We start from the raw sequence: 24326 nt of genomic DNA on the forward strand, positions 1-24326 counted from the left end.
CAATCTCCTCTCATTCAGTAAAATAATAACTTCTCATCTGACACATAGGTTCTGGCTATGAGCCTTACCCTCACGCAACTCCGCTATCTCATCGCCGTCGCACGCCATGGCAGCGTCACCGGCGCGGCGCGGGCGATCAACATTTCACAGCCGTCGATTTCAGTGGCCATCGACGCCATCGAAAGGGATTTCGGCCAGAAGCTGTTCGTACGCCAGCGGGGAAGCGGCGTCTCGCTGACCTCCTTTGGCCGTGTCGCGGTAGCGAAGGCAAAGCAGGTTCTTGCCGAGACCGACGAACTGATGAGCCTGGGTTCGGGCAATTCAGCCATCGGTGGCGAGCTGGTGCTCGGCTGCTTCGAGGATCTGGCGCCCTATTTCGCGCCGGGCCTCATCCGCGCCTTCTCCGAACGCCATCCAGCGGTCGCGGTCGTCGTCCGTGACGAGACGTTCGAGACGCTCGGGCGACGCCTGGCGGACGCCGCCGTCGATCTCGGCCTCAGCTACGATCTCGGCCTGCCGTCGCATTTCGCCCGCATCCTGTTGCACGAGCTTCGGCCGCATGCGCTGCTGCCGGCGGGCCATGCACTGGCGGGCCGCCCGGAGGTCAGCCTGGCGGATCTGGCCGGCTATCCGCTGATCACGACCGACCAGCCGCATAGCTGGCAGCATATGCTCGACCTGTTCCGCGGCCGTGGCCTGTCGCCGGTGGCCGACATGCGCACAAGTTCGTTCGAACTCCAGCGCAGCATGGTGGCCAACGGCTTCGGCGTCGCGGTCAGCTATACTCGCCCGCATGGCGACTACAGCTATGACGGCTTGCGCCTCGTCTGCAAACCGCTGTCGGATCCGCTGCCCATGCAGCGCATCATTCTCACCCACGACACGCATCAGCGCGTGTCGAATGCGGCGCTGGCTTTCATCGCGGTGGCGAAAGTCTGGTTTTCCACACGCGACATCTTCGTGTCGTGACCGTTGGCCGCCGCCGCTCCTCCGCTTGCCGCTCCTCCGCTTGCCGCTTGACGGTTTCCGCCGCTGCTGCCACTCCATGCCAATGGAACCTGTCCAGTCGAAAGCGGCCCAGGGTCGCGTCGCCGATGCGCCGAACCGCCATTGGGTCTATCGCGTGCTGCCGCGCGCCATCTGGCCCTATGCGCAGCTGGCGCGGTGGGACAGGCCGATCGGCTGGCAGTTGCTTTTGTGGCCATGCTGGTGGTCGGCCGCACTGGCGGCGAGCGCCTATCCGCGCCCAGGCGACCCGCTGCTCTCGCTACTGCCGGCGCCCTTGTACCTTGTGCTCTTCCTGATTGGAGCCATCGCCATGCGTGGCGCCGGGTGCAGCTATAACGACATTGTCGACCAGGACATCGATAGCCAGGTCGAACGCACCCGCTCACGCCCGCTGCCGTCCGGCCAGACCACGCGCCGGCGGGCTTGGCTGTTTCTTGTCCTGCAGGCCCTGGTCGGCCTGGCGGTTCTCTTACAGTTCAACAGCTTTGCCATTCTGCTCGGCGTCTGTTCGCTGGGGATCGTCGCCGTCTATCCATTCATGAAGCGGATAAGCAACTGGCCGCAACTGTTTCTAGGCCTCGCCTTTTCCTGGGGCGCGCTGATGGGGTGGGCGGTCGAGTTCGGTGATCTCGATGGACCCGCCATCATGCTCTATATCGGTTCGATCCTGTGGGTGATCGGCTACGACACGATCTATGCCCACCAGGACAAGGAAGACGACGCCATTGTCGGCGTGCGTTCGACCGCGCGGCTGTTCGGCGACAACACCAAGACATGGCTCGCAGGCCTTTATGGCGGTACGCTGATCTGCTTCGCCATCGCCTTCGCCTCGGCGCAGGCGCCGGTGGTGGCACTGGCGGGATTGATCGCCGCCGGCGCCCACATGGCCCGGCAGATCGCGGTTCTGGATATCGACGATCCAGACCAGTGCCTGCGGCTGTTTCGGTCGAATAACCAGGTCGGCTGGCTAATCTTCCTCGGCCTGATCGGCGGCGCATTGTGGGTGGCGCTGAAGCCGCTGGTGTAGTCTTCCTTCTCCCCGTCTCTATACGGGGAGAAGAAGGCTAGTCTCTGGAAATGATCTCCTCGCCGCCGATCACCAGCCTGAGACCGAGGTCACCGGCTCTGCGGCGGGCAAGGAAACGGGGGCGGCGCATATTGGAAACGCGGCCCTTGCGGCGCCCCTGCGGCGGCAGCGTCTTGATCGCGGCGCCCAGCGATTCTTCCAGGGTGCGGGCGACGCCATCGGATTCGATGAGCAGCATCGGCAGACGGTAGGCGTCGGCCCAGGCGCGCCAGTCGGCGGCGACGTCTTCGAGATCGTCGGCCACCAGCAGCGGCACCGACAGCATCGGATCGTTGTGCAGGAGTTCCAGGGTCACCGTGACATTGCCTTCCGGATCCTCCATCGCACGGGCGGCGACGCCGCGAAATGCATTGGCGGGCAGCACGATGATCGCCGGCAGCCCGCTCATCTCGAGCAGGCGGCGGATCACGGCGCCGCGCTGGTCGATCGTGAAGGTTACGTCGCCATAATCGTCGCGTGTGGCATAGCTCACCACCTGCGGCAGGCGGAATGGGTCGAGACGCATGTTGCGTCCCGCCCAGACTGGCTTCAGTCCAGTGTTCACGTTCATAGAGCGCCTTCCTGTCTGTCTCCTGAGAGCCGGTGTCCGGTTCTCTCCGGGCCAGTTTTCCCGGCCTCGTTATGGGGAAACAGTAGCGCCGGCTCCTTACCGCCGCGCTTAAGAAAGTCGGTTAAATTTTGCTGATCTCAGGGATGGTTATCGGAATGCCACCAGCAACAAGATGCTGAAAGGATCAGATAACCTTACCAGGATTCATGATGCCGGCCGGATCGAAGGCAGCCTTGACCCGGCGCATCAGATCAATGGCCATGGGCGGCGCGGTGGCGATCAGTTCGTCGCGCTTCAACTGACCGATGCCGTGCTCGGCCGAGATCGAACCGTGCAGGCTGCGCACCACGTCATGCACGGCCTTGTTCATGGCATGGTAGAGCGCCAGGAACGCTTCGTCGTCGCCGTCGACGGGCCGTGAAATGTTATAATGGAGATTGCCGTCTCCCATATGGCCGAAGCAGACCACGCGGGCACCGGCGCTCACTGACGCCACCGCGCCGGCGGCCTCCACGATGAAGCGCGGTATCGATGCGATCGGCACTGAAATGTCGTGCTTGATCGAAGCGCCTTCCGGCTTCTGTGCCTCGGGCAACAGCTCGCGAAAATCCCAGAAGGCATCGCCCTGCCCGAGGCTGGCGGCGATGACCGCATCGCCCACGAATTCCTGCTCGAGACCCGCCGAAAGCACATCCTCGATCAGCGCCCGAGAATCCTCCGCTGAGCGGCCGGACGACATCTGCATCAGCACGTACCAGGGCCAGTCTCCGGCCAGCGGCCGCACGACGCCCTGGGCGTGCGCAAGGGTAAAGTCATACGGGCGCTTGCCGATCAGTTCGAAGGCCGTGAGTGCGGCTCCGGCGCGGTCCATGGCCAGGCTGAACAGGGAAAGGGCGGCGTCGGGCGACGATAGGCCGACGAAGGCGACATCCCTTCCCTTCGGCTTCGGGAACAGTTTGAGCACGGCGGCGGTGATGACACCGAGCGTGCCTTCGGCGCCGACGAACAGGTTCTTCAGGTCGTAGCCGGTGTTGTCCTTCTTCAGTTTGCGCAAATCATCGAACACCTCGCCGGTCGGCAGCACCACCTCGACGCCGAGGCACAGTTCGCGCGCATTGCCATAGGCCAGCACGCCGGTGCCGCCGGCATTGGACGACAGGTTGCCGCCGATCTGGCAGGAGCCTTGCGCGGCGAGCGACAGCGGAAACAGCCGGTCGGCGGCATCGGCCGCTTCCTGCAAGGTCTGCAGGATGACACCGGCCTCGACCGTGACCGTATTGGACAGTACATCGATCTCGCGGATGCGGTTCAGTCGCGACAGCGACAGGACGATCTCGCGGCCGGATCTGTCCGGCACCTGCGCGCCGACCAGCCCGGTGTTGCCGCTTTGCGGCACGATCGGCGTTCCGGTCTCTGTCGCCAGCCGCATGATCCGGCTGACCTCGTCGACGCTGCCCGGCCGCAGCACCAGGGACGTCGCGCCATGCCAGAGGCCGCGCCGCTCGATCAGATAAGGCGCGATATCCTGCTGGTCGCGCAGCGCATATTTGTCGCCGACGATCGCCGCGAAACGATCGACGAGAGCGGGATCGAGTGTCTTTGCGGTTTCGGTCATCTGGGAAAACTACGTTGTGGGCCGCGCGTTGTCACGAGGAGCGGCGGCACGGGAGAGCCGGTCGTTGATGGCCTCGCCGAGCCCGTCAAAGGGAATTGGCTCGACGGCGATAATCCGCGCGCCGCTGCGATCGAGATCCTGCATGTAGGCAAAGAGATTGCTTGCCGCTTCACGCAGGTCAGCTGACAGGGAGAGGTTGAGGAAAGCGGTTGCGCCGCGCCAGCCTTCCGCGCGCTGGTCGCCGAAGGCAAGCAACGCTTCTCCTTCACCAACCGTGCCGGCATTGAGCCGAACAGCCGCGCCCGGTGCGTAGTGCGAGGCAAGCATGCCCGGCGCCTCGATGCCGGCAATGCCGCCGCGCTGCAGCTCCATGCGGATGGCCGCCTCGATCTCGTCGGCGGCAATGCCGCCGGGCCGAAGCAGGCGCAATCTTTCGCCTTCGGCCTTGACGATGGTCGATTCCAGGCCGACCGGCGTGGCGCCGCCATCGACCACCAGTTTGATGCGCGCGCCTAAATCCGCAGCCACCGCTTGCGCTGTCGTCGCGCTGATCTTGCCGGATGAGTTGGCGCTGGGCGCGGCAAGCGGTCGGCCAAGCCTGGCGATCAGGTCGCCGCCAAAACCCCTCGGCATGCGCACGGCGATCGTGTCGAGCCCGGCCGTGACCAGCGGATGAATGCCATTGCCGGGGCGCTGCGGCAGCACCAGCGTCAGCGGACCCGGCCAGAAGGCAAGCGCGAGCTTCCTAGACAGCGGATCGAACGAGGCGATGCGCTCGGCCATCGCCATGTCGGCGACATGGGCGATCAGCGGATTGAAACGCGGCCGCCCCTTGGCTTCGAAAATGCGCGCCACGCCAATGCCGTTGGTGGCATCGCCGGCCAGCCCGTAGACGGTTTCCGTCGGGATGGCGACGACATCGCCGCCCAGGAGCAGCGCCAACGCCGGTTCCATCGCTTCGCCGACGGCAAGTATCTCAGCCACTCTCGTCACCTCGCGGATGCCGGCTGCGTAATACGACGGGGCCGCCGGGGCAAGCGGGCATCGGCAATTCACCAATCCCTAAAATGCTATCTTTCCACGAAAGCCGGCATCAATCGCCAAGTACTATCATGCGGCTTCTGGGCAACGGGGAGCTATGTCGGTGTCTGTTCGTATTTGGGGAGCGCTTGCCATCACTCTGGCCTCAATGGGTGGCGGGGCTCAGGCCTCGTCGCTGGTCTTTCCCGGTGCGCCGGCCTCGACACCCTCCATCCTTGCGCTGAAGGCGGCCGACGGCAAGGCGAGCGACGTTGTGTCCGTCATTGCGCTTGGCGAGCCTGACGTCACCTACGAGAAAGTCGCGGCAATCCCGGACAAGACCGAGGCGACGCACTCCTTCGCGCAGAGCCCGATGATCATCAGGGGTGGCGTCGTCGGCGGCGCTTTCTCGACACCCGTGCAGGCCAAAGCGCCGGCCGCGGCAACGGCCCCAGCCACCCCAACCGCCCCTGCGACGGCGACAGCCTCGGCAGCCCCCGCGCCGGCAGCGCACGGGAAAGCAGCGGCACCGGCGGCAGCCGTGCAGCCACCGCCAGCCCACCAGCCTGCTTCGGGAGCCGGCAAGGTCAAATAGCGATCTCGCCAACCGGGCGGGCAAAATGCTCGGCGGCTTGACGGCGGTCTGGCGCCCTGCGCACGATTGTCCGGCGAATTTCGTCTAGAGTATCTCGCTGGCGGCTCTGCGCCTCAATTTCACCAAGCGGCTCCGGCGGACGCAATTGCATTGTTCAAGGCAAAGGGGGTTGCTCATGAAAAATTCGAAGACCGTTACGGTGGCTGGGTTTCTGCTGGCGTCATTGCTTGGGGGCGTGGCCCAAGCGGAGGACATGCTGGGATCCTATGTCGCGCGCATTTCCGATCGCGATCACCAGGCGAGCGACGGCTATGCGCTAAATGGGGCCGCGCAGATGGTGCGGCAGGACCGCGCCAACTGGCACAAATTCCATCGCCGCGACGGCGACGACGAGAGCGACGCCTGGTTCAGGACCAACGACCAGCGCGCCGACCTGCAGCGCATGTTGGAGCGCCCCGGCGCGATGAGTTCCTCGACCAAGCGCGCCATCGTCAATGGCGAGCCGCTGATCCAGGTCGACGTCTATGAAAACAGCGTGCGCGTCAGCATTCTGGAAAACTGATTAAATCAATTTGGGGAAGACGGCGGAAGGGCGGCGCGAAAGCGCCGCCCTCGAGAACCTGTTACCTGAAAAATCAGGCTGCTTCTTCCTTGTCGTCGTCGTCGTCTTCGGACTCGCCGTCGTCGGATTCTTCTTCAGCGTCATCGCCTTCGGCCTTCACGGTATCATCGGCGTCGTCTTCGTCAGACTCTTCGCCGTCTTCGTCGTCGCCTTCCTCGTCATCGCCATCTCCATCTTCGTCAGACAGATCAGCGGCCTCGACCGTGGTGGCAGCAGCGGCATGATCGAGGGCGGTTTCGGAAGCGAATTCAAGCGGCTCGGCAGGAGCCGAGGTTTCTTCTGTCACTTCGATTTCGTGATCGGAATTCATGGAAGCCTCCGTTGGGGTAGGGAACACGCCCCTTTTGCCACGGAGAGATCATCGTCATATGACTGTAAGCCGGCTCGAGGGGCCGGCCGGAACATATTTTCCAGCGGCCCGCGGCCCCTTTATCCCGGCATGATCTTGTCCGAAAATCGGTGCCGACTTTTCGGCAAAGTGCTTCTTAACCAGCGATTTTCGAGAAATCCGCGACCTGACCGGTAGCCGTGCGAATGCGCGCGAGCAGCGCCAGTCGGTTGGCACGCACGGACAGGTCCTCATCATTCACGAGAACATGCTCAAAGAATGAATCAACGGGTTCACGCAGCACGCTAAGCGCCAGCATGGCAGCCGAAAAGTCTTGGTTTTGAATCGCTTCGCCGGCTTGCTTCTCGGCCTGATTCACCGCGGCAAACAGCGACTTCTCCGCATCTTGCCGGAACAACGCCGGCTCAACGGCTTCGGCGACCGCCGTTTTCTTCTTCTCCTCGGCCGCCAGAATGTTGGCAGCACGCTTGGTGCCGGCGAGCAGGTTTTTGCCGTCCTCGGTGTCAAGGAAAGAGCCAAGCGCCTCGACGCGGCGCACGATCTGCAGGAGGTCGTCGGACTGAGACGTGATCACCGCGTCGATGAGGTCATGGCGCGCGCCCTGGTCGCGGAGGTAGACTTTCAGGCGGTCGTGGAAGAAGGCGAGGAGGTCTCGATCCACGGACTTCCCGTCGCCGACTTGCCCGCCCCCGTGCGCATGGTCGCCGCCTGACTCGGCTTGCTCCCTGGCTTGCCTTTTATCAATCTGGTCAACAGTGGTCTTTCGATGGTTGGCCATGGTGGAAAGAAGCGATAGCCGCGTTCCATTCTCCAGAGCCAGCCTCACCATCCCAAGCGCGGCTCTGCGCAATGCGTAGGGGTCCTTCGACCCAGTCGGCTTTTCATCGATGATCCAGAAACCAACCAGCGTATCAAGCTTGTCGGCGAGCGCCACGGCGACCGACACTGGATCGCTCGGCACATAATCGGACGGCCCTTGCGGCTTGTAGTGCTCCTCGACGGCCGCGGCCACGGATGGATGCTCGCCCTGCAGCAGCGCATATTTGCGGCCCATCGCGCCCTGCAATTCGGGAAACTCGCCGACGACTTCAGTGGTGAGATCGGCCTTGGCGAGAACCGCCGCACGGCCCGCGAGCGTGGGGTCCGCGCCAACGACCGCCGCCAATTCCTCCGCCAATCGCTTGATGCGCTCCACCCGCTCGCCCTGCGTGCCAAGCTTGGCGTGGAAGGTCACATTGAGATGGTCGAGGCGGGCCATGCGCTGGTCTAGCGGCTTCTTCAGATCGAGGCCGAATTTTTCGGCGGATGCCCGGAGCTGGTCGAGATCGGGCAGGTCGCCCTGGTCGGTCGTCCAGAAATAAAGCGCGTCGGACAGGCGGGCGCGCACCACCTTGCCGTTGCCGTGGGCGATCTCCTTGCCGCCGTCCTTCGCCTCGATGTTGGCGGTGAGGATGAAGCGGTTGGAGAGCGCCTCGCTTTCCCCCTGCGGCCGCGTGACAAAGCATTTCTGGTTGGCGCGGATCGTCAGGCGGATCACCTCGGCTGGAATGGCAAGGAAAGCCTCTTCGAACTCGCCCATCAGCACGACGGGCCATTCGACCAGCCCCGACACTTCCTCAAGCAAGCCCTCGTCCTCGACCAGGTCGAGCCCGTTGGCGAAGGCGAGGTTGCGGGCGTCGGCGAGGATGATCTCCTTGCGACGGTCGGCGTCGAGCACGACCTTGCCCGCCTCGAGCTTGCCCACGTAATCGTCGAAGCGGCGCACGGTGATTTCGCCGGGCGCGAGGAAACGGTGGCCGTAGGTGATGTTGCCCGAACGGATGCCGTCGATCTCGAAATCGACCACCACCGGCTCCTCGGTCTCGGGGCCGAAGGTGCATAGAATCGATTGCAGCGGCCGCACCCAGCGCAGCGAGCCCGGCTTGGCCGAGGCTGGTCCCCAGCGCATCGATTTCGGCCACGGAAAATTCCGAATGATGTCAGGCACCAGTCCGGCGATGATCTCTTCGGCCGCCCTGCCCGGCTTGGAAATATGGGCGACGTAGAAGTCGCCTTTCTTCGGGTCGGAATGGACGTGCGCCTCGGCGATCGAAGACAGGCCGGCCTTGCGCAGGAAGCCTTGGACGGCCTGTTCTGGCGCCGATGTCGACGGCCCCTTGATATCCTCGTGAATGTCTTTCGAGCGTGCGTTGAGTCCGCGTATATCCAGCGTCAGGCGCCGCGGCGTCCAATACTCACGCGCGGCCTCATAGGTGAGACCCGCCTCGACCAGACCGTCGGTCAGCATCTTCTTCAAATCACCCGCCGCCTTGCGCTGCATGCGGGCAGGAATTTCCTCGGAACGAAGTTCAAGAAGCAGGTCAGGCATCGGGGTCAGCTCATGCGGGAGAGTGGTCCGCGCGGGGCATAGCAACTCGGCTGGCCGCTGTCACCCTTTCCATAAATTTCAATAGGCCTGTCGGGACGAGCCGAACCCGCCCGTCCTTGGATCAAAGATTTTCATGAACCGAAGGCTGCGCTGAAGCGACCCACGCTCAGGCAGGGGACTATTGGCTGAACGACGATGAAAACGGCATCCAGACTTCTTCAGATCCTTGCGCTCAGCGCCTGCTTCACCGCGCAGGCCCACGGCGCCTTCTCGATGCCGGGCGTGCGGCAGGCGCTAAGGACAATGGCTGGTCCGAGCGGCCAGATCCTGCCGCCGATCAGTGCTTCCCTCGAAATGATCGAGGACGCTTGAGGCTCAGGCCGCCAACCCACCCGCCTGCGTCTTCAAGAACGCCTCGCCGCAGGCCTTCGCCAAATTGCGCACCCGCAGGATGTAGCTCTGGCGCTCGGTGACGGAGATCACGCCACGCGCGTCCAGCAAATTGAAGACATGGCTGGCCTTGATGCACTGGTCATAGGCCGGGAAGACCATCTTGTGCATCGGCAGATTGTCGTTCGACGCCGGCGCGCCGGCCTCGAGCAGCGCCTTGCACTCGGCCTCGGCGTCCTCGAAATGCCTGAGCAGCATCGCCGTGTTGGCGTATTCGAAATTGTGGCGCGAATATTCCTGCTCGGCCTGCAGGAAAACATCGCCATAGGTTACCTTGTCGGCGCCCTCGCGGCCGTTGAAGTTGAGTTCGTAGACATTGTCGACGCCCTGCACATACATGGCCAAGCGCTCCAGGCCGTAGGTGAGTTCACCCGCCACCGGCGCGCATTCGATGCCGCAGACCTGTTGGAAATAGGTAAACTGCGAGACTTCCATGCCGTCGCACCAGCATTCCCAGCCAAGGCCCCAGGCGCCCAACGTCGGGCTTTCCCAGTCGTCCTCGACGAAGCGTATGTCGTGCAACAGAGGATCGACGCCGATCGTCGCAAGCGAGCCGAGATAAAGCTCCTGCAGGTTCGGTGGATTGGGCTTCAGGATCACCTGGTACTGGTAGTAGTGCTGCAGCCGGTTGGGATTCTCGCCATAGCGGCCGTCCTTGGGACGGCGCGAAGGCTGGACGTAGGCGGCGTTCCAGACCTTGGGCCCTAGCGCGCGCAACGTCGTCGCCGGGTGAAAAGTGCCGGCGCCGACCTCCATGTCATAAGGCTGGAGAATGACGCAGCCATATGCCGCCCAGTAATTGTGCAAAGTGAGGATCAGCCCCTGGAACGAGCGGCTGGGATGCATATGGGCTGGGATTTCAATCGTCACGGTGGCCTCGGCGACACAGGCTAGCTTGCGGCCACGTCCTAGAGACACGGCGGCGAAGCGTCAAGCAAGCGCGTCCGATGTGGCCCGCCGTGAGCATGCCGGGCGATGTTGAGGATTTTGCGAGCGACTGGCCCATTGCCCGCCGCCACGGTCCGCGATCCAATTCGACGAAGCGTCCGCTCCAAGCACAGCAGGTTCAGCCATGTCCAGCCCGATCAGCATCCGCCCCCTCACGCCCCTGGATTTCGACCGATGGCTGCCGCTGTGGGACGGCTACAACGCGTTCTACGGTCGTTCGGGCGAGACGGCGCTGGCAAGCGAGATCACCGCAATGACGTGGTCGCGCTTCTTCGACGCCTACGAGCCTGTCCATGCGCTGGTCGCGGAAAACGAAGGCGAGTTGCTTGGCCTCGTCCACTACCTGTTCCACCGCAGCACGACGGCGATCGCCCCGAACTGCTATCTGCAGGATCTTTTCACCAACGAATCGTCGCGCGGCAAAGGCGTCGGTCGTGCGCTGATCGAAGGCGTCTACGAGCGCGCCCAGGCGGCCGGTTCCGGCCGAGTATACTGGCTAACGCATGAAACCAATCACACGGCGATGAAGCTTTATGACAAGGTCGGCGAACGCTCTGGCTTCGTCGTCTATCGAAAGATGTTCTGAGCGCGTCGGCAGGCGTTTTAAGCGGACGGATATCAAACGAAAACGGGGCTCCGAGAGCCCCGTTCGCATTCCAAAAAGGCGGTTTCACCCCTTCGGGGCGGGAACCGGCTCCGGCTTGACCTTTGGGGTTTCCTGCGCCGTGTTGGACTCGATCGGCGGCAGGCCCTTCATCAGCTTCTGCTGCAGGGTGGCCAGCACGTCCGGATCAGGCTTCAAGTCGCGGGCCTGGTTCCACTGGAAGGTGGCTTCCAGCTTGCGACCGACGCGCCAGTAGGCGTCGCCGAGATGGTCGTTCAGAACCGGATCTTCCGGCTTCAGCGAGACAGCGCGTTCCATCTCGCGCACCGCGTCATCGAACCGGCCGAGGCGGAAATAAGCCCAACCCAGGGAATCGACGATATAGCCGTCGCTCGGCCTGAGATCGACGGCCTTCTGGATCATCTCCAGGCCTTCCTTCAGGTTGGTGTTCATGTCGACCCAGGAATAGCCGAGATAGTTCAGCACCTGCGGCTGGTCTGGCTGCAATTCCAGCGCCTTGCGGAAATTCGGCTCGGCCTTCGGCCATTCCTTCAGCCGTTCATAGGCGATGCCGCGCTGATAGAAGATGTTCCAGTTGGCGGCGGTCGGTGTCTTCAGCACCTCGACGGCCTTGTCGTAGAGATTGGCGGCGGAGCGGAAATCGTCCTTCGAGGAGTAGACACCGCCGAGCGCCAGATAGGCGCGCATGTCGTTGGGATGAGCTTCGACAAAGGCCTTCAGATGCGTGATCGCCTCGTCATGGCGGTCGAGATCGGCAAGGTTGAGGCCAAGCTGCAGGTCCGAAATCTCCTTCAGCGGCGAAGAGTCGGGGATGCGCCGATAGAGCGCGATGGCGCCTTCCCCGTTCTTCAGCTGTTCGGCTACGGCGGCGAGTTGCACGAGGGCAGCGTCGCTGTCGGGCTTCAGGGCCAAGGCATATTGCAAATAGAGGCGCACGAATGGCTCGCCGCCGCCACGGTTGAGCGCGGTGGCAAGATCGAGCAGGATCTCGGAAGCACCGTCGGACGGACCGGACACGAAGGGCGCGATCTTGTCGCCCTTGCTGATCCTGTCGCGCAAGGCGACGATTTCCAGCTTGCCCGGCGAGAACGCCTCGGCCTGGTCGAGAACCGACATCGCTTTGGCCTTGTCGCCCTTGCGGGCCAGAAACGAGGCATAGGCCTGCGCATTGCGCATCCAGGTTTCAGGCGCCGCACCGCCGGCGGTGGTGTCCTGCATCGTCGCGGCATAAATAGCCTCGGCCTTTTCAGGCATACCAGACGCATCGGCGATCAAGGCGCGGTGGAAGGATTTGAACAGGCCGAACCAGTCCGGCCCCTGCAGCTTGTCGATCGAAGCCATCGCTTCGCTGGCCTGGCCGGCACCTTGTTCGGCCCAGCCGGACATGACGCCGGAGATCAGCCGGTCGAGATCGGATTCCAGCGACAGCTTGAGCCAGTACTGCGCCTTGGTGAAATCCTTCTTGTGGAAGGTATCGACCGCAAGCGCCAAGCGCGAGAAGCGCTCGACATCCGGCACTTCCTTGAGCTTGTCGGCATAGACCAGCGATTCATCGAAGCGGCCTTGAGCGATCAGCGACAGCATCAAGCTCTGCTGCAGGGCTGTGTCACCAGGATTGAAGGCCAGGGCCTGCTTGTAATAGGCGATGGCGCTGTCGAGGTCGTTGTCGCCCTCGGCGATCCTGGCAGCCAGATAGGCGCCCGAAAATGACGAGATCTTGACCGGTTCGGTGGATTGCTTGGCATAGGCCGGCAATGCGGAAATCGCCACGCCCGTCACAATTGCCAGCCTTGTCAGCCAGCGCGCACGTCCTTGCTGCATCATATCCCTTTCAGCCAGGCGCCATCTCCGCGTCAGCGGATCGACCCAGACTCGATCTTTCCGGGCAAAGCATGGCCTTTTTGGGGTCGCGCTTCAATCCGCCTGAAATTCACAATCGGGTCACCCGATTAACAAACCATGGCTAAATGGGACGGTTTTGCGCGTCAACAGGCCGCTGCAGCCGCGTATCGCGATAGCCGCCGCTTGCCACCGCGCCGCACAGCACGCTCCAGTCGCAGCCGCCGCAGGCGTTGCGCACGTGGCCGGCCGAAAACGCCTGCCGCAGCCGTATCAGGATGGGCGCATCGAGATCGAGGCGTGCGCCGTCCCGGATCGGCCGAGACAGCAGCGCTTCCACGTCTTCCGCGGCCTGCCGGTCCCGCTCGGCCGCGCCCTCTCGCAGGCAGTGCGGTTCCGGCTCATAAAGCAACGGTGCGCAGATGTCGTCCGGGCCGGAGACGAGGACGATGTCCTCGCCCCGGCTCAGACGCTCCGCGATCCCGTCATAATTGGCGGTGAAAACGGGGCTGTAGCCCTTGCCCACATAGGTGAGCAGGCAAAGGAGATGGTGGGCGCGCAACCTGATCGTCACGGCTTGGGCAAGTTCATNCGTTCCAGCCGCGCTCGGCCATCCAGCCGACCAGCGCGCCGGTGACAGGAAAGGCAAAGAGATAGCCACCCGTCGGGCCGACGAAATGCTGAATGCCGGCAGCACCGCCGGCCAGGACCGGAAAGCCGACAGCACCTTCGACCAGCCATGCGGCAATCGTCACCGCGCCAAGCCGCCAGCCATAGAGCGCACCGATCATCGTCACGGCGAAGGTCTGCATGGTCACCGGAACCGGTACCATCGGCACCTCGATGTAGGAGGACAGCGCCAGGAACAGCGTGCCGAGCACGACGGCGCCGGCCTGCCAGCCGAGCGATCGCTGCTGCAGGCGCAGCGGGCTGAAGGACGGTCTGGCGGACGAGAATGCGAGGTTGGTCATAAGCTTCCCTTCGGTCGATCCAAGTTATAGATAATTTTTGCTTTCGATCTATTATCGAATCCACATTTCTTGGGTGATAGCAAGCCTGGGCTTGGAAAAAGGCACCTTAACCCACGATGGCGAAAGCTTCGCGCGTGGCGCCGGAGGCTGTCCTGACCGGCTTGCGGCCAATCCATTGGACATGCCGTCCCAATGTTGCCGCGGCCGATTCGGTATTTCCCCGCCGCAAGGCGGTGAGGATCGCCCGGTGGTCCTGGTCGGTGCGCGTCTCCCACTCCGAGCGCCAGGCCGCGAACAGGAAGCGCGCGCTTGCCGCGTGCAGGTCGTCTATGGTGGCAAGCAGACGCGGCATGCCGCAGGGCGCCAGGATCAGCCGGTGAAAGGCGCGATTGGCCTCCTCCCACGACCTGACGTCACGGGATTTGTCGCCGGCCTTTGTCGCCTCCTCGGCCTGGTCCAGAATGGCCGAGGTCAGATGCGGCGCGGCGTGGCGCAGTGCCAGCACTTCGAGTGCGGCCCGCATTTCGGCGACCTCCTTGACCTCGCCCAGATCGAAGGCCGCGACACGCACGCCACGGCGCGGCTCGCTGACGGCAAGGCCCTGCGCCTCGAGGCGGCGAAAGGCCTCGCGCACGGGAACGTGGCTGGTGTTGAATTCCTCGGCGACATGATCCTGCCGCAACCTCGCCCCCGGCTCGATCGCGCCGGAGATGATGCGGTCCGCCAACGCCTTGCCGATGCGCACCGCTATGGTGTCGTCCGTGCCTTTTGCCATGGTTTATAGATAATTTGCGGTGGTGCGGCTTGTCGAGACGGCAGGGCGGATTCACAGGCGTCTTTTTACTGACGGCCCCTTAGGAACCTTCAGGCGCTCAGTTCACCCGGCTGATGCAGAAATCGATGACGTCGATCAGCGCCGATTTCTGCGACGTCTCTTCAAGCGGCGCCAAGGCGTCGCGGGCGATTTCGCCGAAATGGCGGGCGCGCCCTATCGTATCGGCAATGGCGCCGTGGCGGGTCATGAGGCCGATCGCCTTTTCCAGCCCGGCGTCGTCGGTGACGTTGTCCTCGATGGCGCGCTTCCAGAAGGTGCGTTCGGCCTTGCTGCCGCGCCGGTAGGCGAGGATGACCGGCAAGGTCACCTTGCCCTCGCGGAAATCGTCGCCGACATTCTTGCCGAGATCCTTGCTGGTGCCGCCATAGTCCAGCGCATCATCGATCAGCTGGAAGGCAAGGCCGAGATTCATGCCGTAGGAACGCAGCGCCGCACGGTCGTTGCGGGTCGCCTGGGCGATGACCGGGCCAACCTCGGCGGCGGCCGAAAACAACGCGGCGGTCTTGGCCTTGATGACGGCAAAATGCTCGTCCTCGGTGGTTTCGAGGTTCTTGGCGGCGGCCAGCTGCATGACTTCGCCCTCGGCGATGATCGAGGCTGCACTAGACAGGATGTCGAGCGCTTCGAGCGAGCCGACATCGACCATCATGCGGAAGGCCTGGCCAAGCAGGAAGTCGCCGACCAGCACGCTGGCCTGGTTGCCCCAGATCATGCGGGCGGTCTTCTTGCCGCGCCGCATGCCGCTTTCATCGACCACGTCGTCATGCAGAAGCGTGGCCGTATGCATGAATTCGACCGAAGTGGCGAGCTTGACGTGGCCCTCGCCGGCATAGCCGAACATCTGCGCCGCAGCTAGCGTCAGCATTGGCCTGAGCCGCTTGCCGCCGGACGAGATCAGGTGGTTGGCGACCTCGGGGATCATCTCGACGTCGGAGCCGGCCTTGGACAGGATCAGCTCGTTGACACGTCCCATATCGGCAGCAGTCAGATCGATGAGATCCTTGATGGAGGCGGGCTCCCGCTTCCCGTTTTCGATGTTGAGAACGACACCCACGACAATCACTCCCGTCTTGGTATAACGCGTGCGACGGCACCCTTAGTCCCGACAAGACTCTAGGGCCGCTGGCACGGCCACGGCAAGTGGCGAATTGGCGCGGCGGCGACAGCGTGTCAACGCCGGGAAATGCGGGAATGCGGCCGCACGTTTACATGCACGCCGCAACCTGCGAGTTTCTTGCGATGATAGAGCTCATCCGCACCAACGACGCCGTCATCATCTCCTTTGTCGAATCGCTGATGCGCGATGCCGGGATCGGCTGCTTCGTGGCCGACCAGAACATGAGCGTGCTCGACGGCTCGCTTGGTATCCTGCCGCGACGCGTCATGGTCGATGCCGACCAGGCCGACGCCGCGCGCCGCATCCTGACCGATGCCGGCATCGCCAACGAGATCCGGGGGAAATAATGTCGGCCGCGCCAGCCGCCCTTGTCCCGGATACGCCGGCTCATACGGTCGATGCGTTCCACCGCGGCCGGTTCTGGCTCGTGCAGCCCAAGCATGGCGGCCATCGCGCCGGGATGGATGCAATGATGCTGGCCGCATCCGTACCATCCTCGTTTGGCGGACGGCTCGCCGATTTCGGGGCCGGCGCCGGTGCTGCCGGTCTTGCGGTGCTGTCGCGCTGTCCGGGTGCCCAGGCTGTGCTGGTCGAACGCGCGCCTGAGATGGCGTCTTTCGCGGCAGCCACGCTTGCCCATCCGGGCAATGCGCACCTCAGCGATCGCGCTGCCGTGCTCGTCGCCGATGTCACCGTGTCGGGCCGCGCACGGGCCGCCACCGGCCTTGCCGACAATGATTTCGACTTCGTCATCATGAACCCGCCTTTCAACGCCGCACGGGACCGCGCCACTCCCGAGCCGCTAAGAAAGGAAGCGCACGTCATGGAGGATGGGCTGTTCGAAAGCTGGATCCGCAGTGCGGCGGCGGTTGTCAGGCCGCGCGGCGGGCTTGCCGTCATCGCCCGGCCCGAACAGCTCGGCGCCATTCTCGACGCGATTTCAGGCCGCTTCGGCGAAGCCGAGATGCTCGCCGTGCACCCTCGCCCGGACGCGGCCGCAATCCGCATTATCGTGCGGGCGGCCCTTGGGGCACGAGGAAAGCTCGCCATCCGTCCGCCCCTGATGCTTCACGCGCGATCGGGCAACGGCCCCGACGAGCGCAGCGAAATGATCACCAACGGGCTCGCCTCGCTGTTCGGAGACTGAACTGTTGCCTGGCCCGCACATTGCCGTTGGCCGGGAACTCCCTACATGCCTGCAACCATCGCCGGAGACCACGCCATCGTGAAACGTCTTTTCAACCGCCTGCTGCCGAAGTCCTGGCGCTCCACCGTCGTTACGGTTCCGGTCATCCGACTGCACGGCACCATCATGGCCGGCGGGGGGCAGTTCCGGCCGAGCCTGTCGCTTGCTTCCACCGCCGGACTGATCGAAAAGGCGTTTTCCTTCGAGGCGCCGGCGGTCGCGATCTCGATCAATTCGCCGGGCGGCTCGCCGGTGCAGTCGCGGCTGATTTTCAAGCGCATCCGCGACCTTGCGGTCGAGAAGAATAAAAAGGTCCTGGTCTTCGTCGAGGATGTCGCGGCGTCCGGCGGCTACATGATCGCGGTCGCAGGCGATGAGATCTTCGCCGATCCCTCCTCCATCGTCGGCTCAATCGGCGTGGTATCGGCTTCCTTCGGCTTCCCGGAACTGATGAAGAAGATCGGCGTTGAGCGCCGTGTCCACACCGCCGGCCAGAACAAGGCGGTGCTCGATCCATTCAAGCCCGAGAAGAAGGAAGACGTCGAGCGGCTCAAGGTGCTGCAGCTCGAAGTGCACGAGACCTTCATCGATCTGGTCAAGGAGCGCCGCGGTACGAAGCTGGCGGACGATCCGGATCTGTTCACCGGGCTGTTCTGGACCGGCAAGCGAGGCCTGGAGCTCGGCCTCGTCGATGCGCTGGGCGACATGCGCACGGTGCTGAAGACCCGCTTCGGGCCGAAGACCCAGCTCAGGCTGGTGGCGGCGCCGCGCGGTTTGTTCGGCCGCTTCGGCCTGTTCGGCTCGAGCAAGGGCTTTTCGGCGCCCGATATCGCCGCGGCTGCCGCCAGCGGCGTCATCGATGCGGCGGAAGAGCGCGCATCGTGGGCGCGCTTCGGGCTTTGAAAAAGCCATGAAAGCGTCTAGCATGGTTGCCCGAAAGACCCGACCGGCCGGTCTTACCGGCCCATTGTGGTAGGAGCTTGAGATGCCGCAGATCATTTTCTTCGCCGTCGTCGGCGTCGCCGCCTATTTCGGCTACCGCACCTTCGTGCGCGAGGCTGAACGCGTGACGGCCAAGGTGCGGCGTACCGAAAAACAGGCGGCCAACGGCGCGATGGGAACGCTGGTCAAGGATCCGCGGACCGGCGAATACCGGCTGGCCAAGGACTGACCCTCATTTTACTCGCAATCGAGACTGCGGAATCCGGTCAGCGTGTCCGGACATGGGCCGCACCCGCCAAGATAAACCTAGCTTTGCACGTCACTGGCAGGCGCGCCGATGGCTATCATCTCATCGACAGCCTGGCTGTGTTCACGCGCTTTGGCGACAGGATCGAGATCGCGCCGGCCGACGCCGATGAGTTCAGCGTGTCCGCACGCTTTGCGGCGGACGTGCCGCTCGATGGCGGCAATCTGGTGCTGAAGGCTCGCGACGCCTTGCGGCAGGCCGCCGGCGTTCGGAGCACGCCGCCCGTATGCATCAGGCTCGAAAAGAACCTTCCGGTCGCATCCGGCGTGGGCGGAGGTTCGAGCGATGCGGCAGCCGTGCTGCGCGGGCTGACCGAGAGCTGGGGGCTAGAGCTCGATAGCGTTGAGCTGGCGCGGATCGGCCTTTCGCTCGGCGCCGATGTGCCGATGTGCCTGGCGGCAAAGCCGCTGATCGCGCGCGGCATCGGCGAGGAACTGTCGATAGTGCCGGATTTTTCGGCACTGGGTCTCGTGCTGGTCAATCCGGGCGTTCCGGTCTCGACGTCGGAAATCTTCGCCGCGCTTTCCCATCGCGATAGTGAGCCGCTGCCGCCGCTGCCGCGCAGTATCGATTTTCACAGCCTGCGCAACTGGCTGGAAATCACCCGCAACGATCTCGAGCAGCCAGCCCTTGCGATGCAGCCCGCCATAGGCAGGGCGCTTTCATGGCTTGATAAGGCCGGATCGGGCTTTTCACGAATGTCCGGATCGGGTGGGACGTGCTTCGGCCTGTTCGAGACCGGCAATGTCGCCAAGCGCGCGGCGGCCGAGATCCGCAGCCGCCAGCCCGACTGGTTCGTCGCGGCAACGCGCAGCATGGCGTCGGAGGCTGGGCGAGATGGCCAGAATTGACGAGAGCCGTGCCTTCATTCCGGTGCGCATCGCGGTGCTGACTGTTTCCGACACACGCAGCCTTGCCGACGACAAATCCGGCCAGACACTGGTCGATCGCATCACCAAGGCCGGCCACATCCTGGCCACCCGCGATATCGTCACCGACGACCGCGAAAGAATCCGCGACACCGTTCTGGCATGGTCGCGGGACAAGGCCATCGACGTCGTGATCACCACTGGCGGAACCGGTTTTACCGGACGCGATGTGACGCCCGAGGCGCTGGAGCCGATCTTCGAAAAGCGCATGGACGGCTTTTCGGAAGTGTTCCACCGCATTTCCTATGACAAGATCGGCACCTCGACGATCCAGAGCCGGGCGACCGGCGGTGTCGTCAACGCCACCTTCGTCTTTGTGCTGCCGGGCTCGCCCGGCGCCTGCAAGGACGCCTGGGACGGCATCCTCGAGCCACAGCTCGACTACCGGCACATGCCCTGTAACTTCGTCGAGATCATGCCGCGCCTGGACGAACATCTGCGGCGCGGCAAATCGGCCCCGTAAAAGCCTCCAGCACCTCCTGCATCACCGCGCGGATCACTTCGTGCAGCCCATCCGGGTTCGAAAGCAGAATGTCTTTGACGGCAGCGATGGCGGATTTACCTTCGGTCTTGGTGATGGTGCGTTCCTTCGCGGGAATCAGGTGACGTTGAACATCACCAGCCTGCCATGACCGCCCTCTCTCAGCGAATTTGCAGAACTCTCAGCACACTACCGTTTTTTCCGACGGCCCGGCATGCGGACTATTCTATTCGCAATGGTCGTGCTGCTGTTCATGGGTAGCGGCTTTTGTCCGGCGGCCGAACTGGTGATCGCGGGCGCCGGCGATTGACCAAGAGCCACACCGACCCGGTCGGTGTGGCTGGCTTGCGGGCACTGGGCAATTGAGCGCCCAGGGTAAAGCGAGGGAGCGACTATGAAGAAGATTTACCAGAAGCCTGTTTGGAATAAGCGCGAACGTCTTTCCGCCTCGACGGCCGGGCCGACCTCCTCACTATCCCCATCGAAAGCTTAGAGGCCCGCTGGCTCACGCGCGGGCGTCTGCTTTTTTAAGGGGACATCAGGCGTTGCCCGCCTTGATCCTCGTCAGGTGCTCTCTTGCTTCGCTGACACGGCGCTGGGCGACTCTCATCGTGTCGCAGAGGGCAAGATCGATGCCCACGCCATAGCGCTTATCCATTATCCGCTCGAGACGTTTCAGTTCGGATTCAGCTTGGCTCACACCTAGCCTGGCCTTAGCTAGTTCCAGTTCGAAATGCACATCCATTGTGTCGGGTCCGTCGTAGCCCTTCCATTAGGAAATACTTATTTTCCGCTTTGGTTCCTTGCCAGCTCGCGAGTTCAAAGAAGGCGCCGGAGACACGCGCCAGCGGCCTTAGCCCCCACTGTGTCGTTCCAGCACACGCGCTCTGGCAGCAGTCTTGCATGCTCATTTCATCTGGGAGAAGATGAAATGGCTCTATCCAAGCAGTTGCTCGACCAAAACCTAACCTTTCAGTGTCCAAGCTGCAAAACCCCACTGGTCAGGAAAGGCTCCTGGGTCAAGTCCGTAACGACTTTCACCTGTAAGCGATGCGGTCAAAGGGTACGGCTGTCTTACAGCGAGAAGCTTGAGATTTTCAGGTTGGCTGCCGGGCCGTGCGGCACCGGAACCTAACGTCGCGTTGTCTTCTTTGCTCGTGCGTTTGAACGACGCCGCTCGGCCACGATGTTCCGGAACTATTTTAGCTTTAACTAATTGAACCGCGATGAGAGAACAAATCGCGGGGAGCTCGGATGCCGCAGTATCGGGTCGAGGTCATGGCCGCCGGATCGGCTATGTCATCGAGCATAGTCACAGCACCGTTGCCTTTCAAAGCGGCGGAAGCACATGCTGGCAAGCCTGTCACATTCAGGCGCCAGGAAGAAAACTGGCTACGTGTCACGGAGTTGAAGGGCGAGAAGCGGACCTTCGCTTACGTTGTCCGGATGAGGGCCACATGAGCACGCGTGGCATCAACTTCCTTGACCAATGGATCGCGAACAACGTCCCTGAGACCGCACCCGCGGATGTAATCTCCGTTGACGAACTCACGCACAAGCTCATCGCCGATGCAAAGGCAGTCGGCATCAAGCGGGGGAGATCGACGACGAAGTCGACAGCCTCTATCGCACCATCCTTGATGCCATAGTGCATTTCCAACCCGGTTTGACGGGATAGGAGAGTCGTTGACGCTTCTTGTGCTTCAGGACTCTTTGACGGCTTCCGGCTTCAGCGGCTCGTGATCAGGCACTTCATGCCACGTGACCTGTCTCCCCTAGGCCTGTCCGGTTAGCATCTGCTTCTTGAGGAGGAACCGGGCGAGGTTGTTGATGTTCCGCGGCGCCACCTTCCTGGGCAGATGCGCCAGGAGGTCTTCCGATTTGACGTCGTTGCGGAACCGCTCCGCCCAATCTTCGGTGAGATCGTCCCGCTGCAGCCGTAAATTCGTTTCGAACTCTCCGTCCGGCATTTCAACCGACAACTGCCGGGCCACCGACGCAACGTACGGCCGAGGATCGTCCAACAGATCCTCATAAAAAAAGTGATCGTATGCCAGATCGGCCAGCCGCAGGTAAGCTTCCCAGAAGGCATAGCTCTGCTCGATCAGGAAATAGGCCTGGCAGATGCCAGCGAAGTCGTATCGCGGAACCAGATCGGCGCCGTCCATCGTGCTTTTCCAACACCCCGACGCCTTTGCCCGGCAATAGGAAATCGCTTGGCGAAGGCGGTCCCGCCGCTCCAGCAGGACCAAGCCCATGGAATGGCGCCGGCTGCATTCAGCGAGGAAGTCAGCTCCATATCTGGCCTGCGACCAGTGAAGATGTCGTGGAAACAGTTTCACGGCGAACGTGCCGTTTGCGGTTGCGCCGCGATCGATCACGGCGGACATCAGGTCATCGAAGGATTTCGGCTTGCACCCCAGATTGGCCGTGTCGAGCCACTCGGCCGACTTGCCCAACAGTCCCGTGCTGTTCGTTAGACTGCCAAGCCATTCGGAGCCGCTGCGGGCTTCGGTCAGTATCGCGACGCCCTTCATGCGTGCCGCTTCTCCACGGCTCGCATGATCTTGATTGCAGAATGCCGTTCTTCTTGATGGTCCCTCGGCATGGTCAAAGCTCCGCTTAAACAGGTTTAAACGGACAAAGGCTTATATGGTTCCGCCGATTCGGCGGCAGCAAGGCAAAAGTGCGAGTTTCCTGCACTTGAAGAGCCCGAACACAGGTGCCGGCCACCTGTGGTGGCCGGCCTATGCGTCAGCACGAAGCGATTATAGCCCAATGCGGAGCCAGACGCGCTCGCGCCAGCAGCGGGTGCGACGGCGGCCATGGCGCCAGTAGCTGCGGCAAACTCGTCTCCAGCCGCGGCGACGCCCGTGGCGACGACGCCAGTAGCCATCGTGGCCATGATGGCGGCGAAAATGCCAGTCGCGATGCGAGACCTGCTCCACCTCGACCGCGTCATCCCCTTCGAAGACAGCCGGATCCGGCTTGTCCAGTTCATCGAGAATTCCGTTTCCCTGGGGAACACCGGCTACCGCGGGGCCGGGTCCGGCCACGCTCGCAAACGCCACTGCCCCCGCGACGCCAAGCATTCCAGTAAGAAACAACCGACGTTCCATAAAAACCTCCCGAGTTGTTGATCTTCGACACCTCGTTCCCTCGCCCGCAACGGGCTCCAGCGCGCATGCCGAACGGCTTGAACGTGCGGCAGCGGTTCTCGTTCCATCACCCCACTTCGCGCAGGATGAAATCATGCAGCATCTTGGCGGCCGGCGACAGGACGCGATTCCTGACGGTGATCAGGCTGTAGGGTCTGACCTCGATGTCGAATTCGGTTTGGACGACATCGATGGCGCCGGCAAGCCCGTCCGGGTTCTGGATGAACTTCGCCACTTGCACCGAGACCGGCGCGATGGCATCGGATTGCGCGACCATGACAAGTGTGAGCAGCAGTGAACTGGTGTTCAAGATCCGGTCCGGCAGCGCGATGTTGCGGTTCAGGAAGTTGCTCTCCATCGCCTGACGCAAGGGCGAACCGCCCGACTGGAAGACCCAGTCATAGGCAGCGGTGTCTTCCAGCCGCACCACATTGCCTCCGGCGAGCGGGTGGCCGCGGCGCACGATCAGGCAGGCCTTCTCGACGCCGATCACACGGGATTCGAACAGTCGTGGATTGAGGTCGTCGGGAATGCGGGCGATGATGAAGTCGTGGCGCGAGGCGATCAGCTCGCGGGCGAGCACGTTCGACGTCTCGACCTGCATGGTGATCTCGATGCGCGGGTAGATGCGGCGGATTTCACGGATCGCCGGCACCGCCAATTCGATCGCCGGCGCGGTCACGGCGCCGAGGAACACCGAACCGCCCTTGCCGGCCTTGAGCTCGGCAATCTCGCGGTCGGCTTCGAGCATCTCGAGCAGGATCGAGCGGGCGCGCCTGGCAAGCGCCTGGCCATAGGGAGTGAGGGTCACCCCGCGCGGCAGCCGTTCGCACAGCTTCACGTCGAGCACCGCCTCCATCTCGGCGATCATGCGCGAAGCGGCCGGCTGGGAGATGTTCATGACCTGGGCCGCGGCGCTCACCCGTCCGTGATCGTCGAGGGCGGCGATCATGCGCATGTGGCGCAAGCTCAAGCCACTGCGCAGGAGTGTCTCCCCGTCTCCCGGGAGCTTCTCGTAACTTACTGGAATCGCATCGGGATCGCGCAATGCCGCCATGATCTCCCAGCTTTCTCGCCGATTGCTTTCCGGATGCTAGATCATACCGATTTCGGTATAGCAACCACCAAAGATCGCATTTGACAGTTATGGCAAAGGGACCCACCCTTCGCGCGTTCCGAGGCGCACGGGTCGGTGGCGATCAAAATCGTATCGATTGAACCGCGTCGCGGAGCCGATTGGGAGGATACCGGAGATCGATAATGCCGACAGCGGCGCGTTTGCGCTCCTGTCTGGCTGCGCGGCCCGCGAAGCCCCGAGGTGTCG

Annotated in this window: 26 protein-coding genes and 2 pseudogenes; 14 read left to right on the forward strand and 14 right to left on the reverse strand. The window is 63.1% G+C overall.

The features are described from left to right. Window positions 1-57: 57 nt before the first annotated feature. Window positions 58-969, forward strand: a complete 912-nt coding sequence (locus X742_RS152100; RefSeq protein ID WP_023772948.1) for a LysR family transcriptional regulator — start codon at window positions 58-60, stop codon at window positions 967-969. 82 nt (window positions 970-1051) lie between these two features. Next, window positions 1052-2035, forward strand: coding sequence for a 4-hydroxybenzoate octaprenyltransferase (gene ubiA, locus X742_RS152095; protein ID WP_023772949.1), 984 nt, complete (start codon window positions 1052-1054; stop codon window positions 2033-2035). Between the two features lie 37 nt (window positions 2036-2072). Here the strand turns inward: ubiA and X742_RS152090 are convergent, their stop codons facing one another. The 3 genes from X742_RS152090 to X742_RS152080 form a co-directional block, all read right to left on the reverse strand. Beyond that, a complete protein-coding gene (locus X742_RS152090; RefSeq protein ID WP_023772950.1) occupies window positions 2073-2639 on the reverse strand; it encodes a DUF6101 family protein in 567 nt (188 codons plus the stop codon). A 190-nt stretch (window positions 2640-2829) separates the two neighbouring features. Beyond that, window positions 2830-4260, reverse strand: coding sequence for an FAD-binding oxidoreductase (locus tag X742_RS152085; RefSeq protein ID WP_023772951.1), 1431 nt, complete (start codon window positions 4258-4260; stop codon window positions 2830-2832). A gap of 9 nt (window positions 4261-4269) precedes the next feature. Continuing rightward, the gene (locus X742_RS152080) at window positions 4270-5244 is read right to left on the reverse strand and encodes an L-threonylcarbamoyladenylate synthase (protein WP_023772952.1); all 975 of its coding nucleotides are present in this window, start codon (window positions 5242-5244) and stop codon (window positions 4270-4272) included. Between the two features lie 154 nt (window positions 5245-5398). Here X742_RS152080 and X742_RS152075 point away from each other — a divergent pair, with 154 nt between their 5' ends. Beyond that, window positions 5399-5875 (forward strand): hypothetical protein, encoded by a 477-nt coding sequence (locus X742_RS152075; RefSeq protein WP_245273834.1) that lies wholly within the window; start codon window positions 5399-5401, stop codon window positions 5873-5875. 175 nt (window positions 5876-6050) lie between these two features. Continuing rightward, on the forward strand, window positions 6051-6437 hold the full coding sequence (locus tag X742_RS152070) for a hypothetical protein (protein WP_023772954.1): 387 nt from the start codon (window positions 6051-6053) through the stop codon (window positions 6435-6437). Between the two features lie 73 nt (window positions 6438-6510). Here the strand turns inward: X742_RS152070 and X742_RS152065 are convergent, their stop codons facing one another. After that, window positions 6511-6807 (reverse strand): hypothetical protein, encoded by a 297-nt coding sequence (locus X742_RS152065; RefSeq protein ID WP_023772955.1) that lies wholly within the window; start codon window positions 6805-6807, stop codon window positions 6511-6513. 175 nt (window positions 6808-6982) lie between these two features. Then, complete coding sequence (glyS, locus tag X742_RS152060; RefSeq protein WP_023772956.1) at window positions 6983-9214, reverse strand: glycine--tRNA ligase subunit beta; 2232 nt, start codon at window positions 9212-9214, stop codon at window positions 6983-6985. A gap of 195 nt (window positions 9215-9409) precedes the next feature. Here glyS and X742_RS1000000174820 point away from each other — a divergent pair, with 195 nt between their 5' ends. Beyond that, a complete protein-coding gene (locus X742_RS1000000174820; protein WP_023772957.1) occupies window positions 9410-9586 on the forward strand; it encodes a hypothetical protein in 177 nt (58 codons plus the stop codon). A gap of 3 nt (window positions 9587-9589) precedes the next feature. Here the strand turns inward: X742_RS1000000174820 and X742_RS152055 are convergent, their stop codons facing one another. Continuing rightward, window positions 9590-10534 (reverse strand): glycine--tRNA ligase subunit alpha, encoded by a 945-nt coding sequence (locus tag X742_RS152055; protein WP_023772958.1) that lies wholly within the window; start codon window positions 10532-10534, stop codon window positions 9590-9592. 202 nt (window positions 10535-10736) lie between these two features. Here X742_RS152055 and X742_RS152050 point away from each other — a divergent pair, with 202 nt between their 5' ends. Next, window positions 10737-11198 carry a GNAT family N-acetyltransferase gene (locus tag X742_RS152050; protein WP_023772959.1) on the forward strand — a complete coding sequence of 154 codons (462 nt, stop codon included), beginning with the start codon at window positions 10737-10739 and terminating at the stop codon, window positions 11196-11198. Between the two features lie 84 nt (window positions 11199-11282). Here the strand turns inward: X742_RS152050 and X742_RS152045 are convergent, their stop codons facing one another. The 5 genes and pseudogenes from X742_RS152045 to X742_RS152030 all read right to left on the reverse strand — a co-directional run bounded on the left by X742_RS152045 (window position 11283) and on the right by X742_RS152030 (window position 15936). Then, on the reverse strand, window positions 11283-13058 hold the full coding sequence (locus X742_RS152045) for a tetratricopeptide repeat protein (protein ID WP_023772960.1): 1776 nt from the start codon (window positions 13056-13058) through the stop codon (window positions 11283-11285). Window positions 13059-13200: 142 nt separating this feature from the next. Next, window positions 13201-13650, reverse strand: a complete 450-nt coding sequence (locus X742_RS152040; RefSeq protein ID WP_023773053.1) for a DUF1284 domain-containing protein — start codon at window positions 13648-13650, stop codon at window positions 13201-13203. A 19-nt stretch (window positions 13651-13669) separates the two neighbouring features. After that, a pseudogene (locus X742_RS0137250) lies at window positions 13670-14047 on the reverse strand (biotin transporter BioY); the annotation flags it as partial. A 106-nt stretch (window positions 14048-14153) separates the two neighbouring features. After that, a complete protein-coding gene (locus X742_RS152035; protein ID WP_023772961.1) occupies window positions 14154-14822 on the reverse strand; it encodes a GntR family transcriptional regulator in 669 nt (222 codons plus the stop codon). Between the two features lie 97 nt (window positions 14823-14919). Beyond that, entirely contained in the window at window positions 14920-15936 is a 1017-nt protein-coding gene (locus X742_RS152030; protein WP_023772962.1) for a polyprenyl synthetase family protein, read from the reverse strand. 185 nt (window positions 15937-16121) lie between these two features. Here X742_RS152030 and X742_RS152025 point away from each other — a divergent pair, with 185 nt between their 5' ends. The 6 genes from X742_RS152025 to moaB all read left to right on the forward strand — a co-directional run bounded on the left by X742_RS152025 (window position 16122) and on the right by moaB (window position 19826). Next, window positions 16122-16346, forward strand: coding sequence for a DUF2007 domain-containing protein (locus tag X742_RS152025; RefSeq protein WP_015318845.1), 225 nt, complete (start codon window positions 16122-16124; stop codon window positions 16344-16346). Continuing rightward, complete coding sequence (locus X742_RS152020) at window positions 16346-17146, forward strand: tRNA1(Val) (adenine(37)-N6)-methyltransferase (protein WP_023772963.1); 801 nt, start codon at window positions 16346-16348, stop codon at window positions 17144-17146. The genes X742_RS152025 and X742_RS152020 overlap by 1 nt, the downstream gene beginning before the upstream one ends. A 78-nt stretch (window positions 17147-17224) precedes the next feature. Then, the gene (locus X742_RS152015) at window positions 17225-18088 is read left to right on the forward strand and encodes a S49 family peptidase (protein ID WP_023772964.1); all 864 of its coding nucleotides are present in this window, start codon (window positions 17225-17227) and stop codon (window positions 18086-18088) included. Window positions 18089-18170: 82 nt separating this feature from the next. Further along, window positions 18171-18356: a membrane protein gene (locus X742_RS152010; RefSeq protein ID WP_023772965.1), complete on the forward strand. Its 186-nt coding sequence runs from the start codon at window positions 18171-18173 to the stop codon at window positions 18354-18356. 5 nt (window positions 18357-18361) lie between these two features. Then, window positions 18362-19285, forward strand: coding sequence for a 4-(cytidine 5'-diphospho)-2-C-methyl-D-erythritol kinase (locus X742_RS152005; protein WP_198019216.1), 924 nt, complete (start codon window positions 18362-18364; stop codon window positions 19283-19285). Then, window positions 19272-19826 (forward strand): molybdenum cofactor biosynthesis protein B, encoded by a 555-nt coding sequence (gene moaB / locus X742_RS152000; protein ID WP_023772967.1) that lies wholly within the window; start codon window positions 19272-19274, stop codon window positions 19824-19826. Before X742_RS152005 ends, moaB begins: the two co-directional genes overlap by 14 nt. A 556-nt stretch (window positions 19827-20382) precedes the next feature. On the opposite strand, the gene X742_RS151995 is transcribed toward moaB, so the two are convergent. After that, window positions 20383-20589, reverse strand: a complete 207-nt coding sequence (locus X742_RS151995) for a hypothetical protein (protein WP_032924360.1) — start codon at window positions 20587-20589, stop codon at window positions 20383-20385. Between the two features lie 712 nt (window positions 20590-21301). Between X742_RS151995 and X742_RS01000000170240 the strand changes: the two are divergent. Then, window positions 21302-21522: pseudogene (locus tag X742_RS01000000170240) on the forward strand (hypothetical protein). 97 nt (window positions 21523-21619) lie between these two features. Here X742_RS01000000170240 and X742_RS151985 read toward each other — a convergent pair. Further along, window positions 21620-22381: a Stf0 family sulfotransferase gene (locus X742_RS151985; RefSeq protein ID WP_023772971.1), complete on the reverse strand. Its 762-nt coding sequence runs from the start codon at window positions 22379-22381 to the stop codon at window positions 21620-21622. Window positions 22382-22717: 336 nt separating this feature from the next. Here X742_RS151985 and X742_RS1000000174030 point away from each other — a divergent pair, with 336 nt between their 5' ends. Beyond that, entirely contained in the window at window positions 22718-22984 is a 267-nt protein-coding gene (locus X742_RS1000000174030; RefSeq protein ID WP_023795379.1) for a hypothetical protein, read from the forward strand. Window positions 22985-23069: 85 nt separating this feature from the next. Here the strand turns inward: X742_RS1000000174030 and X742_RS151975 are convergent, their stop codons facing one another. Further along, window positions 23070-24059 carry a LysR family transcriptional regulator gene (locus X742_RS151975; protein ID WP_023772973.1) on the reverse strand — a complete coding sequence of 330 codons (990 nt, stop codon included), beginning with the start codon at window positions 24057-24059 and terminating at the stop codon, window positions 23070-23072. Between the last annotated feature and the right edge of the window lie 267 nt (window positions 24060-24326).

The sequence above is a fragment of the Mesorhizobium sp. LNHC229A00 genome (assembly GCF_000502415.1).
GTDB lineage: Bacteria > Pseudomonadota > Alphaproteobacteria > Rhizobiales > Rhizobiaceae > Mesorhizobium.

Excerpts from the sequence above, each read along its gene's own strand:
- X742_RS152100 (WP_023772948.1), top strand. The coding sequence starts at position 58 with ATGAGCCTTACCCTCACGCAACTCCGCTATCTCATCGCCGTCGCACGC.
- ubiA (WP_023772949.1), top strand. The coding sequence starts at position 1,052 with ATGGAACCTGTCCAGTCGAAAGCGGCCCAGGGTCGCGTCGCCGATGCG.
- X742_RS152085 (WP_023772951.1), bottom strand. The coding sequence starts at position 4,260 with ATGACCGAAACCGCAAAGACACTCGATCCCGCTCTCGTCGATCGTTTC.
- X742_RS152075 (WP_245273834.1), top strand. The coding sequence starts at position 5,399 with ATGTCGGTGTCTGTTCGTATTTGGGGAGCGCTTGCCATCACTCTGGCC.
- X742_RS152070 (WP_023772954.1), top strand. The coding sequence starts at position 6,051 with ATGAAAAATTCGAAGACCGTTACGGTGGCTGGGTTTCTGCTGGCGTCA.
- X742_RS152065 (WP_023772955.1), bottom strand. The coding sequence starts at position 6,807 with ATGAATTCCGATCACGAAATCGAAGTGACAGAAGAAACCTCGGCTCCT.
- glyS (WP_023772956.1), bottom strand. The coding sequence starts at position 9,214 with ATGCCTGACCTGCTTCTTGAACTTCGTTCCGAGGAAATTCCTGCCCGC.
- X742_RS1000000174820 (WP_023772957.1), top strand. The coding sequence starts at position 9,410 with ATGAAAACGGCATCCAGACTTCTTCAGATCCTTGCGCTCAGCGCCTGC.
- X742_RS152050 (WP_023772959.1), top strand. The coding sequence starts at position 10,737 with ATGTCCAGCCCGATCAGCATCCGCCCCCTCACGCCCCTGGATTTCGAC.
- X742_RS152045 (WP_023772960.1), bottom strand. The coding sequence starts at position 13,058 with ATGCAGCAAGGACGTGCGCGCTGGCTGACAAGGCTGGCAATTGTGACG.
- X742_RS152035 (WP_023772961.1), bottom strand. The coding sequence starts at position 14,822 with ATGGCAAAAGGCACGGACGACACCATAGCGGTGCGCATCGGCAAGGCG.
- X742_RS152025 (WP_015318845.1), top strand. The coding sequence starts at position 16,122 with ATGATAGAGCTCATCCGCACCAACGACGCCGTCATCATCTCCTTTGTC.
- X742_RS152020 (WP_023772963.1), top strand. The coding sequence starts at position 16,346 with ATGTCGGCCGCGCCAGCCGCCCTTGTCCCGGATACGCCGGCTCATACG.
- X742_RS152010 (WP_023772965.1), top strand. The coding sequence starts at position 18,171 with ATGCCGCAGATCATTTTCTTCGCCGTCGTCGGCGTCGCCGCCTATTTC.
- moaB (WP_023772967.1), top strand. The coding sequence starts at position 19,272 with ATGGCCAGAATTGACGAGAGCCGTGCCTTCATTCCGGTGCGCATCGCG.
- X742_RS151995 (WP_032924360.1), bottom strand. The coding sequence starts at position 20,589 with ATGGATGTGCATTTCGAACTGGAACTAGCTAAGGCCAGGCTAGGTGTG.
- X742_RS151985 (WP_023772971.1), bottom strand. The coding sequence starts at position 22,381 with ATGAAGGGCGTCGCGATACTGACCGAAGCCCGCAGCGGCTCCGAATGG.
- X742_RS151975 (WP_023772973.1), bottom strand. The coding sequence starts at position 24,059 with ATGGCGGCATTGCGCGATCCCGATGCGATTCCAGTAAGTTACGAGAAG.